Origin of the sequence: Azospirillum sp. TSH20, assembly GCF_003115935.1 — a bacterium.
Classification (GTDB): Bacteria; Pseudomonadota; Alphaproteobacteria; order Azospirillales; family Azospirillaceae; genus Azospirillum.
Genome location: NZ_LGQU01000115.1, coordinates 54,547 through 65,719 on the forward strand (window position 1 = coordinate 54,547; position 11,173 = coordinate 65,719).

An 11,173-nucleotide genomic window follows, 5' to 3' on the forward strand; every position below is an offset into this window, starting at 1 on the left:
GGGCCGTGCCGTGTTGCTTTGAGAAGGTTGTTACGACTTGACGTTTTCCGAACTCGGCCTGCACCCGCTCGTCCTGAAGGCCCTCGAGGCGTTCGAATACACCGTTCCCACCCCGGTCCAGCTCGCCGCCATTCCGCCGGCGCTCCAGGGCCGCGACATCCTCGCCACCGCCGAGACCGGCACCGGCAAGACCGCCGCCTTCATGCTGCCGGCGCTGACCCGCACCGCCGAGCTGCCGCTGAACGGCGCCGCCACCCCGCGCGTGCTGGTTCTGGCTCCGACCCGCGAGCTGGCCAAGCAGGTCACCGACGCCGCCCGCAAGTACGCGAAGTTCATGAAGCTGAACATCGTGGACGTGGTCGGCGGCATGCCCTACCGCGAGCAGCTGCGCCTGCTGTCGCGCCCGGTCGACGTTCTCGTCGCCACCCCGGGCCGCCTGCTGGACCATGTCGCCCGCCGCCGCATCGCGCTGGACGAGGTCGAGGTGCTGATCCTCGACGAGGCTGACCGCATGCTGGACATGGGCTTCCTCGACGATGTCGAGACCATCGCCAAGTGCTGCCCGCCGACGCGCCAGACCCTGCTGTTCACCGCCACGCTGGACCGCCGCATGGCGCAGCTGGCCGGCAACCTGCTGCGCAACCCGGAGCGCGTGGCCGTCGAGAGCCAGGCGACCGCGATCAACGTGGAACAGCGTCTGCACCATGCCGACGATCTGGACCACAAACGCCGCCTGCTGCAGCATTTCGCCGCCCAGGAAGAGGTCGGCAAGGCGATCATCTTCGCCGCCACCAAGCGTGATGCCGACACGCTGGCCGAGGAGCTGAGCGCCGCCGGCCATGCCGCCGCCGCCCTGCACGGCGACATGGACCAGACCAAGCGCAACCGCACGCTCCAGCGCCTGCGGTCCGGTCAGGTCCGCCTGCTGGTCGCCACCGACGTCGCCGCCCGCGGCATCGACGTGCGCGACATCACCCACGTCATCAACTTCGACCTGCCGCGTTCGGCGGAGGACTATGTCCACCGCATCGGCCGCACTGGCCGCGCCGGCGCCTCGGGCGTTGCGATCTCCTTCGCCGCCCGCGCCGACCGCGAGACGCTGGTTCGCATCGAGCGTTACACGAAGGCGACGCTCGAGGTGCATGTGGTGCCCGGCCTGGAGCCGACGCGCCCCTTCAGCACCGGTGGTGCCGGCCGTCCGGCCGGTCGCAACGGCCGTCCGGGTGGCGGCGCCGGCAAGCCGTGGCACCGCAACGGCGAGTCCAAGGGTCCGCATGCCCCGCGCGGCCCGCGTCCGGACTATGGCCGCAACGACAACCACCGCGGCGACGCCCGTCCGGACCATGGCCATGCCCGTCGTGAAGCCCACGGCAACGGCAAGCCGGCGGCCCGTGCCAAGAGCTGGTAAAAGATAGCTGGTAAATCTTGTTCTTGAAGTGACCGAGGGGGCGTCGCCGGCTGGCGGCGCCCCTTTCGTTTATCCGCCCCGCTTCCATACCGTCGTTTCGATGTAGCGGCTTGCCAGGAACCGGTAGGTCTGCTTCTGCAACGCCTCCACCTTCGGCGAGCGTTCCATCGTGACCTCGTCCCAGCCCTGCAGCAGTTCCTCCCATTCCAGCAGCTTGGCGCGCAGGTCGTCGCGGATCTTGCGGATGAACTGGATGGTGGGGTGGAAGTTGCGCAATGCGCCGACGATGTCGCCGGTCTGGGCGTCGGCCTGATCGAAGATCATGTCGTATTCGCGCACCGGCTTGCGGATCAGCCCCTGCATGCGGTTCAGCTCGCTGCAGAAGGTGCGGTCGGTGCGATAGATGGTGGCCAGCTTCGCCATCGCCTGATCGATGCGGCGGATGTGCCTGAAGCGATCGCGCAGCGCCTCGATGTAGGACAGTTCCTGCGCAAGGTCATCGATGCGGTCGGTCAGATATTGTTCGGCGTTGGTGGTCAGCTTCAGCCGCTCAGCGATCTTGGCGAAGGCGGCCTTCATCTTCTCCTTGGTCTGCGGATCCTCGACCAGCTGTTCCAGTTCCGACTGGTCGGAAACGATGATCTCATTGCCGGTGAAGGACGAGACGATCTGAACGGTCAACCGGCCCTTGGCGATGATGCGGTGCTTGTCCTCCACAGACCAGGAGGCGCGGCCGTCCAGCAGTTCGCCCGGAATTTCCTCGCCCGGCCGGATCTGCTTCACGAAGGCCAGCCCCTGTTCGATGATCTCCAGCAGGCGGGCGTCATGGCTGCCCTCCTCGATCTGGAAGGACTCCATCAGGGTGGGAAAGGCGAGCGCCGCCTTCAGGTCGCCCAGCAGGATGTTCAGCACCGCTTCCTTGCTGTTCGGCTCCTGGCAGAAGAAGGCGCCGGGCAGGCTGAAGACCTTGTGCTGGAAATCGAAATGCGTGTCCCGCATCGGCTGGACCAGAACATTCTCCTGCGCGGCCTTTTCGGCGATGCCGGAGTCCGTGGCGCCGTCCGGGGAGGGGGTGGTCTCGTCGCTGCTGGGGGTATCGGTCATGGGCGGGGAGGGGACTCAAGGCCGGAGGAGGGGGCTGTCGATTGCTTGCGCAGCCTACAGCAGATCGCGCAGACGGAACCACATCATTGCGAGGACCAGCGCCGGCGTGCGGAATCGCCTCCCGCCGGGGAACGGCATGTGCGGGATGCGGGCGAACACGTCGAAGCGCCCGGCGGTGCCGCTCACCGTCTCCGCCATCAGTCGCCCGGCCATGCCGGCCAGCGCCACGCCATGGCCGGAATAGCCGTGGGCGTACAGCGTCGTCGGCGACAGCCGGCCCAGATGCGGCATGCGGTTCATGGTGATGGCGACCCGCCCGCCCCAGAAATACTCGACACGGGCGTCCTTCAGCTCCGGATAGATCGCCAGCATTTTCAGCCGCATCGCCTGCTTCAGCCCCGGCGCGTCCACCCCCGAATAGCTGACGCCGCCGCCGAACAGCAGCCGGTGGTCGGCGGAGCGGCGGAAGTAATCGAGCGAGAACTTCATGTCCGACACCGCGATGTTCGTCGGCAGCAGCGCGGCGGCCCGCTCCGCCCCCAGCGGCTCGGTGGCGATCATATAGGTGGCGACCGGCATGATGGTGCGGTCCAGCGCCGGGGCCAGCCCGCCGAGATAGGCGTTGCCGGCCAGGATCAGGTGTTTCGCCGTCACCCGGCCGCGCTCGGTGCGGACCCAGGGTGCCGCACCGCTGTCCATGGCGAGGGCGCGGCTGTTCTCGAAGATGCGCACCCCGGCGGCATCGGCGGCGCGGGCGAGGCCCAGCGCGTAGTTCAACGGATGCAGATGGCCGCTGCCCTCGTCCAGCAGGCCGCCGATATAGGCCTCGCTGCCGATATGGGCGCGGATGCCGGCGCGGTCCAGCCGCTGCACCCGGTCATAGCCATAGCCGTCGCGCATTTCCCGCTCCAGCGCCGCCACGTCCTGCATGTGGCGCGGCTTCAGCGCGGCATAGGCGAAGCCCCAGGTCAGGTCGCAGGCGATGGCGTGGCGTTCCACCCGCTCGGCCAGCTGGGCCTTGGCCTCCTCGCCGAACTCCCACAGGCGGTGGGCATCCTCCTTGCCGATCCAGCCCTCGATGGCCGCCATCGGCTTGTTGTAGCCGGTGATGATCTGCCCGCCGTTGCGGCCCGACGCCCCCCAGCCGCAACGCTCCGCTTCCAGCAGGACGACGTCGAAGCCGCGCTCCGCCAGTTCCAGCGCCGCGGTCAGACCGGTGTAGCCGCCACCGACGATGCAGACGTCGCAGGCGACCTCCCCCTCCAGGGTCGGGCGGTCGACACGGGGCGCGGCGGAGGCCGCGTACCAGCTGTTCAGGTATGAGGCTTTCGGCATGGCGGCAGTTAAGTCCCAGCCGATGGGGGAGGTCAACGGAAAGGCGGATGTTTCACCAAAGCATCATGCGGAACCCTCTGGCGCGTCCCGCCGGAACGGCGTCATAGTGTCGCTGTCGTTCACAGCACGGAGGGGGCTGCCCATCGCCCGGAGCGGTCCGCCATACCCATGGGTTTTATGGAAGACTTCATCAAGAAGAACCGCATTACCGAAGTCGAATGCCTTGTGCCCGACATGTCGGGCATCGCGCGGGGAAAGATCGTCCCCGCCGAGAAGTTCCTCCGCATCCTGCGCGACCGCGGCCTGCGCCTGCCCGAGGCGATCTTCGTCCAGACCGTGACCGGTGAATTCCCCGAGGACGAGGACATCACCTCGGACGAGAATTCCGACATCTACATGATCCCGGACGAACGCACGATCCGCTTCGTCCCCTGGTACAACGAGCCGACGGCCCAGGTCATCACCGACTGTGTCTATGCCGACGGCAAGCCGGTCGACGTCTCGCCCCGCCATGTCCTGAAGCGCGTGCTGTCGCTGTACGAGGAGCGCGGTTGGAAGCCGCTGGTGGCGCCGGAGCTGGAGTTCTTCCTGGTCCAGGTCAACAAGGATCCCGATTATCCGCTGGTGCCGCCGGTCGGGCGCAACGGCCGGATGGAAAGCGGGCGGCAGGCCTTCGGCATCGACGCCGTCAACGAATTCGATCCGATCTTCGAGGCGGTCTATGATTTCTGCGAGAAGCAGGACATCGACATCGACACGCTGACCCACGAGGCCGGCGCCGCCCAGATCGAGATCAACTTCAACCACGGCGACGCCCTGGAATTGGCCGACCAGGCCTTCCTGTTCAAGCGCACGGCGCGCGAGGCGGCGATGCGCCACAATATCTACGCCACCTTCATGGCGAAGCCGATGCAGGGCGAACCCGGCAGCGCCATGCACATCCACCAGTCGGTGGTGGACACCGACAGCGGCCGCAACCTGTTCGCCAATCCCGACGGCACCGACAGCGCCCTGTTCATGTCGCACATCGCCGGGCTGCAGAAATACCTGCCCTATGCGATGCCGCTGCTGGCGCCCAACGTCAACAGCTACCGCCGGCTGGTTCCCAACTCCGATGCGCCGATCAACGTGCATTGGGGCCGTGACAACCGCACCACCGGCCTGCGCGTTCCGGTCTCCCAGCCCGACGCCCGCCGGGTGGAGAACCGGGTGGCCGGCGCCGACGCCAACCCCTATCTCGCCATCGCCGCGTCGCTGGCCTGCGGCTATATCGGCATGATCCAGGGGCTGGAGCCGAACGACCCGATCAAGGGCTCGGCCTACCGCCTCGCCTTCACCCTGCCGCGCCACCAATCGGAGGCGCTGACCAAGTTCAACGCCTGCAAGCCGCTGAAGGAAATCCTCGGCGAACGCTTCATCGACGCCGTCGCCTGCGTCAAGGAGGCGGAATACGAGGCCTACAACCGCGTCATCAGCTCGTGGGAACGGGAAAACCTGCTGCTGAACGTCTGAAATCTAAAGCCGACGAACAAAAGGGGCGGCCCGCGGAGACATCCGTCGGCCGCCCTTTTACGTGTTTGGTTCCCTGTTCCTGCGCGGGGTCCGGCAGTCCAGCACCTGCCCGGCGCTTAGCGGATCGCGCCGGCCGGCACCCCGTTCGTGCGCCGATCCGCCACGGAATTTCGCAAGTTCGGCCAGGAAGACCGGCCGCGTGCTGGCAATGGCCGCCTGTCCTACCCCGACCGGTCCGCAGCCCCACCCCGATCGATCGCCGGTCGTCGTTCCATGCCACGACCGCGCTGATCGGCCGTGTCGGCACAGCCGTAAATTTCAAAGCTGGCGTTAATCCGCTTATGGCCGCCCGAACACGAAATCGAAGACTTTCAAAGCAAAGCCGCAGTGTATTTTCGGCTGTGTCAGAGGAGGCGGAAGGAGATGCGGACGCTGCATGGCGTTTCGGCATCGCTGCACTTTGTTATCTCCTTTGAAAATAGTCAACACACGTAACCGTTTTTCGCGGAGACGGCGACCCCTGCCGCCGCGCTGTGCCTTCGATTGCCTATTCGGATAATCCAGGCGAGCGGCCGGACCGGTGCACGGGCACTGTCTCCACACAATCGATGGGCAACCGATGGATGGCCAAGCATGAGCATGCAACCTGCGATCCCGTCCCTTCGGACCGGCCTCCACAGCGTTGGCTGGGTCCAGCGCAGCATCATCCTGGCGTCGTTGTTCATCGTGCTGACGACGGGGCTGCTCGGGCTGGCGCTGCACCGCGGCGGCCATGCCAGCAACCTGACCGACATCCAGAACCTGTTCGTGCTGGAAAACCAGGACCTGATTCCGGTCGACAGCTGGGATCCGATGATCGCGGCGCTCAACTGGCTGCACGAGCGGCCCGGCGAGAACGTCTATGAAGGGGTGTTCTTCCAGCAGCACATCAAGTTCCAGTATCCGGTGACCTCGCTGTTGCCGCTGGAGGCGATGAAGGCGCTGGGGGTGCTGAACCTCGTGGCCTTCGAGCGGGTCAACCTGCTGTTCGTGCTGGCGACCGCGGCCGGCATGGCGATCCTGGTGCTGGAGATGGCCGCCCGTTTGCGGGTGCCGGGTGCCCGTGACGACCGCATGACCCAGGTGCTGCTCGGCGGCTTCGGCTTCGTCGCGACCCTGTGCTTCTACCCGGTGCTGAAGGCCTTCTCGCTGGGGCAGGTGCAGGTCTGGCTGAACGCCGCCTTCGTCTTCGCGTGCATCGCCCTGTTGCGGGACCGCCGCGCCCTGTGCGGCGCCCTGCTCGGCGCATCGACGCTGATGAAGCCGCAGATGTCGCTGTTCCTCGTCTGGGCGGTTCTGCGCGGCGACTGGCGGATGGCGGCGGGCTGGGCGGCCGTGGTGGTGCCGGGCGTGGCGCTGGCGACCCTGTTCTACGGCTTCGCCCCGATGATCGATTATCTCGACGTGCTGCTGTTCATCGGCCGCCATGGCGAGAGCTATCACGTCAACCAGACCGTCAACGGGCTGGTCAACCGCCTGCTGCACAACGGCAACAACCTCGACTGGTCGGCGGAGGCCTTCGCCCCCTACCATCCGGCGGTCCACATTGCGACGCAGATCTCCGGCCTTGCCTTCGTCGCCCTCGGCCTGCTGTGGCGCCGGCGCGACCGGGGGGCCGAGCGGATCCTGCCCTTCGTCGTCGCCGGCATCTGCTTCACCGTCGGCTCGCCGGTCGCCTGGGTGCATCATTACGGCATCCTGCTGCCGGCCTTCGCGCTGGCCTTCCTGATCCTGCTGGAGCCCGGCCTGCGGCGTCCGGCCGGGGCGGCGGCTCTGCTGGCCGTGGCCTATTTCCTGGCCGGCAACCTGCTGTTCTGGCCGGTCAACGCGCTGGCCGACACGCCGCTGAACGTCCTGCAATCCTATCTGTTCTTCGCCACCCTGATGCTGTTGGGGCTGACGGTCGTGCTGGCAGGGCGGCACGACCGCGCCGCTTTGGTCTGGGGCGGGGCGGACGCCGGCGACCGCAGGGACCGCGTTCCGCATGCGGGCGCTCCCGGCCTGACCGCGACCACGGTGGCGCTTCCCCGCGCCGCCGCGGCCGAAACGCCGGTCCCGCCGCCCGCCGCGGAGGAGCCGCCGCTGTTCGTCGATCTCGACGGCACGCTGCTGAAGACCGACCTTCTCTATGAATCGCTGTTCGGCCTGATCAAGGCCCGGCCCTGGGCGGCGCTGCTTGTGCCGGTCTGGCTGGCGGGGGGCAAGGCGCGGCTGAAGGCGGAGCTGGCCCGGCGTGTCGACATCGATCCAACCGGCCTCGTCTACAATCCCGCCGTCCTGGAACGGCTGGAGGCCGAGCGCAAGCGCGGGCGCCGGCTGGTGCTGGCCACCGCCGCCCACCACCGCTATGCCGACGCCATCGCCCGCCATCTCGGCCTGTTCGATCAGGTCCTCGCCAGCAATGACGGCGTGAACCTGAAGAGCGAGCGCAAATACGAGGCGATCCGCGCGCAGGTGCCGTCCGGCGTCTTCGATTACATGGGCAACGACGAGGCCGATTATGCGATCTGGCGCGGCGCCCGCCGCGGCATCGCGGTGGATGCGCCGGCCGCCGTGCTGCGCCATGCCGCCTCCCTCTGCCCGCTGGAGACCATCACGACCCCGCGCCGGCCGCGCCTGCTGCTGATCCTCAAGGCGCTGCGCCTGCACCAGTGGCTGAAGAACCTGCTGGTCTTCGTGCCCCTGCTGGCCGGCCAGAAGCTGGGCGAGGTCGGCCCGACGCTGCAGGCGGCGGCGGCCTTCCTCGCCTTCGGGCTGTGCGCGTCGAGCATCTATGTGCTGAACGACCTGCTCGACCTGCCGGCTGACCGGCGGCACCCGCGCAAGCGCCGCCGTCCCTTCGCCGCCGGCGACCTGCCGCTCGACCTCGGCTTGACGCTGATCCCCGGCCTGCTGCTGGCGAGCCTCGTCCTGTCGCTGGTGGCGTTGCCGCCGCTGTTCCTGGCGGCGCTGGCGACCTACGCCGCGTCCTCGCTGTTCTACAATCTCTTCGCCAAGAACCGGGTAATCTGGGACGTGATGCTGCTGGCCGGGCTCTATTCGCTGCGCGTGCTGGGCGGCGCCACGGCGACGGCCATCGTCCCGTCCTTCTGGCTGTTGGCCTTCTCGATGTTCCTGTTCCTCAGCCTCGCCATGGTGAAGCGCTATTCGGAGATGGACAGCATGATGAAGCTCGGGCTGGAGCAGGCGGAGGGGCGCGGCTATGTGACCGCCGACATGCCGGTCCTGCAATCCATCGGCGTGTCGGCCGGCTTCCTCTCCGTGCTGGTGATGGCGCTCTACATCAACAGCCCGGAGGTCGGACGCGTCTATGACCAGCCGCAGGCGCTGTGGATCATCTGTCCGCTTCTGCTCTTCTGGATCGGGCGGGTGTGGCTGCAGACCCACCGCGGGCTGATGCACGACGATCCGGTGGTGTTCGCCGCCCGCGACAAGTGGAGCCTCGCCATCGGTGCGGTCTGCGGCGCCGCCCTTCTCTTCGGCCGGACCTGAGCCGCCGTCCTCCACCATTCCGCCTTTAGCCGGGAGTCCCCATGCCCATCGCCGTCGTCGGATTGATCCTGCTGAGCGTCACCCTGTCCGCCATCGCCCAGATCTCGCTGAAGATCGGCATGTCCAGCCCGGCGGTATCGACCGCGCTGGCGCGGGGGGAGGCCGGGCAGATCGCCCTGTCGGTCGTCGCCACGCCGCACATCCTGACCGGGCTCGCCTGCTATGGGCTGGGCATGGTGGTGTGGCTGGCGGTGTTGGCGAAGGTCGAGGTCACCATGGCCTATCCCTTCGTCGGGCTGGGATTCCTGGTCACGCTGGCGCTCGGCGTCCTGCTGCTGGGCGAGACCATGAGCCTGACCCGCGTCATCGGCACCCTGCTGGTGGTGCTGGGCGTCGTTCTGACCGCACAGAGCTGAAGCCCCCGCCAAACCCACATCCAAGGCCCCGGCCGCCACCGGCGGGGGACGATGAAGGCGCCGCGGCAGCAGTCGCGGCGCTTTCATTTTGCGATGCACAAACACTGCGGCAACGCGACTGTCGGCAATTTGGTGAATACCCCGTTATGGAAACGATTTTCATCACTGAATCTTTCAGTTTCAAAATCAAATGTCATGATTCCGGCATTGACCGGAATCCCCTGATGGATATAACTGACGGCATATTCGCGAGCGAAAATATCAGCGTATGCAATTTCAACGACAGGAGGTCCGGGCGCCGGCCGTCAGGCCGTTGCCTGGAAAGAGGGATCTCTTCGCCGGTCGCGACACCAAACGCACGGGATTTTCGCCCCCTGCGGTCGCGACCGGCCTCCCTCCTGCCGATCTACCGTTGACGATCGCCAGCGCCGCGAAACCAGCCACATCTTGAAGATCGAAATCGCCGAGGTCGAAACCGGCCCTCTGGCACCGCTTTGCGCTGAAGCAAGGACGCCGTCCGAATGGTGCGGCGTCCTTTTTCTTTGCATCCGGTGTGAATGATTTCCCGCGCACCGGCGCCGGATGGAGCGCCAGTCGCCTACGGCGAAACACAATAATCAGTTACAAAAGCATTCTTTCAAAAACAAAATTAAAAATAACATATTAACAATTGACCTCTACCAGAACGTGGATATAGCTTGCTGAAGAGAAGGTGCGGAGTTCACACAATAGTATGAAAACTTGCGGCGATTGGCGTTTATGTTTTAAAAATGCTGTTCTCTGATCTTGCATAGATTTGCCGATTTTCAGCTGTCGTCCATTCAATCAGGAATTTCGTCAGTTTCAAACATCGGCATCAAGCTGCGCATTGAAAGCGCATTTCTCCAATCATGTCTTGCTAGTCATCTCTTGAAGGAGATCATCGGATGTCCACCGCTCCCATTCGCATGCTCTACGGCGGCGCCATGACCGAGGCGATCGTCAGCGGCGACCTGTCCAAGATGAAGGAGGCCGCTGCGGCCGCCGAGACGCACCTCGCCGAGCATGGCGACGTCGGCTCGATGCTGCAGATGCTGAAGATCGAGATCGCGAAAGCGGAATCGAAGGGCTGATCGGGCGCGCAGTCGCTTTTCCTTTTTTCCTGCGGAGCAGTCTCCACATGTCCGAAGCACCCATGCGCTCCATCAAGCCTTACGGCGTGGCGATCTCCGACGCCATCGCCGGCGGCGATCTGGCGAAGATGAAGGAAGTGGCCGCGGCCGCCGAGCAGCATCTCGCCGAACATGGCGACGTGGCCGGCATCCTCAACCTGCTGAAGGTCGAGATCGCCAAGGCCGAAGCCGGTCTCTGACTCTGATTTTCAATCGACCGATTTCCAACCTCCCCGCCATTCAAAACCGAGGAACCGACAGATGTCCAAATCGCACCTTCCCCATCCCCGTCCGATGTACATGGCCACCATGACCCAGGCCATCGCCGGCGGCGATCTGGCGACGATGAAGCAGGTCGCGGCCGAGGCCGAGGAGCATCTCGCCACCTACGGCGACGTCCAGGGGCTGCTGCAGCTCCTGAAGGTCGAGATCGCCAAGGCCGAGGCGAACGGCTGATCGGCTTCGGCCGGGGTGCTGCGGCCGGGGTGCGGCGTCCATGCCGTCCGCACCCCGGCGGCGCCGCGCCGCCGATATACGGAGCCGCCGATATTCAGAGCCAATGCCATTCCGAGGAAGATACCGGAACCATGGACCAGCCGCTTCCCTGCCCCGACCTTTCGGCCCGCTCTGTGCAACGACAATTTCGATGTCCGGCGGACGTCAATTACCTTGTCCTGCCGAAATTGGATCGGTCAGTCGTAGCGCAAGAGTGCCGC

General features: G+C 66.0%; 9 protein-coding genes. 7 read left to right on the forward strand and 2 right to left on the reverse strand.

Going from position 1 to position 11,173, the window contains the following annotated elements; all coding sequences use genetic code 11:
* Nucleotides 1–37 precede the first annotated feature (37 nt).
* Nucleotides 38–1,408 carry a DEAD/DEAH box helicase gene (locus tag TSH20_RS27985; protein ID WP_109155986.1) on the forward strand — a complete coding sequence of 457 codons (1,371 nt, stop codon included), beginning with the start codon at nucleotides 38–40 and terminating at the stop codon, nucleotides 1,406–1,408.
* A gap of 69 nt (nucleotides 1,409–1,477) precedes the next feature.
* Here the strand turns inward: TSH20_RS27985 and TSH20_RS27990 are convergent, their stop codons facing one another.
* Nucleotides 1,478–2,512, reverse strand: a complete 1,035-nt coding sequence (locus TSH20_RS27990) for a hypothetical protein (RefSeq protein WP_109155987.1) — start codon at nucleotides 2,510–2,512, stop codon at nucleotides 1,478–1,480.
* Nucleotides 2,513–2,566: 54 nt separating this feature from the next.
* Nucleotides 2,567–3,847 (reverse strand): FAD-binding oxidoreductase, encoded by a 1,281-nt coding sequence (locus TSH20_RS27995; protein WP_109155988.1) that lies wholly within the window; start codon nucleotides 3,845–3,847, stop codon nucleotides 2,567–2,569.
* Between the two features lie 168 nt (nucleotides 3,848–4,015).
* Here TSH20_RS27995 and TSH20_RS28000 point away from each other — a divergent pair, with 168 nt between their 5' ends.
* The 6 genes from TSH20_RS28000 (at nucleotide 4,016) to TSH20_RS28025 (ending at nucleotide 10,913) form a co-directional block, all read left to right on the forward strand.
* Entirely contained in the window at nucleotides 4,016–5,359 is a 1,344-nt protein-coding gene (locus TSH20_RS28000; protein ID WP_109155989.1) for a glutamine synthetase family protein, read from the forward strand.
* A 633-nt stretch (nucleotides 5,360–5,992) separates the two neighbouring features.
* Nucleotides 5,993–8,890 carry a UbiA family prenyltransferase gene (locus TSH20_RS28005; protein ID WP_109155990.1) on the forward strand — a complete coding sequence of 966 codons (2,898 nt, stop codon included), beginning with the start codon at nucleotides 5,993–5,995 and terminating at the stop codon, nucleotides 8,888–8,890.
* 41 nt (nucleotides 8,891–8,931) lie between these two features.
* On the forward strand, nucleotides 8,932–9,306 hold the full coding sequence (locus tag TSH20_RS28010; protein WP_085085754.1) for an EamA family transporter: 375 nt from the start codon (nucleotides 8,932–8,934) through the stop codon (nucleotides 9,304–9,306).
* A 926-nt stretch (nucleotides 9,307–10,232) separates the two neighbouring features.
* The gene (locus tag TSH20_RS28015; RefSeq protein WP_109155991.1) at nucleotides 10,233–10,418 is read left to right on the forward strand and encodes a DUF1843 domain-containing protein; all 186 of its coding nucleotides are present in this window, start codon (nucleotides 10,233–10,235) and stop codon (nucleotides 10,416–10,418) included.
* Nucleotides 10,419–10,465: 47 nt separating this feature from the next.
* A complete protein-coding gene (locus tag TSH20_RS28020; RefSeq protein WP_109155992.1) occupies nucleotides 10,466–10,657 on the forward strand; it encodes a DUF1843 domain-containing protein in 192 nt (63 codons plus the stop codon).
* A gap of 61 nt (nucleotides 10,658–10,718) precedes the next feature.
* On the forward strand, nucleotides 10,719–10,913 hold the full coding sequence (locus TSH20_RS28025; RefSeq protein ID WP_109155993.1) for a DUF1843 domain-containing protein: 195 nt from the start codon (nucleotides 10,719–10,721) through the stop codon (nucleotides 10,911–10,913).
* The last annotated feature ends 260 nt before the right edge of the window (nucleotides 10,914–11,173 follow it).

What these genes read in the sequence shown, in the direction of transcription:
- TSH20_RS28010 (WP_085085754.1), top strand. Translation starts at nt 8,932, where the DNA reads ATGCCCATCGCCGTCGTCGGATTGATCCTGCTGAGCGTCACCCTGTCC.
- TSH20_RS28005 (WP_109155990.1), top strand. Translation starts at nt 5,993, where the DNA reads ATGAGCATGCAACCTGCGATCCCGTCCCTTCGGACCGGCCTCCACAGC.
- TSH20_RS28025 (WP_109155993.1), top strand. Translation starts at nt 10,719, where the DNA reads ATGTCCAAATCGCACCTTCCCCATCCCCGTCCGATGTACATGGCCACC.
- TSH20_RS28015 (WP_109155991.1), top strand. Translation starts at nt 10,233, where the DNA reads ATGTCCACCGCTCCCATTCGCATGCTCTACGGCGGCGCCATGACCGAG.
- TSH20_RS27995 (WP_109155988.1), bottom strand. Translation starts at nt 3,847, where the DNA reads ATGCCGAAAGCCTCATACCTGAACAGCTGGTACGCGGCCTCCGCCGCG.
- TSH20_RS28020 (WP_109155992.1), top strand. Translation starts at nt 10,466, where the DNA reads ATGTCCGAAGCACCCATGCGCTCCATCAAGCCTTACGGCGTGGCGATC.
- TSH20_RS28000 (WP_109155989.1), top strand. Translation starts at nt 4,016, where the DNA reads ATGGGTTTTATGGAAGACTTCATCAAGAAGAACCGCATTACCGAAGTC.
- TSH20_RS27990 (WP_109155987.1), bottom strand. Translation starts at nt 2,512, where the DNA reads ATGACCGATACCCCCAGCAGCGACGAGACCACCCCCTCCCCGGACGGC.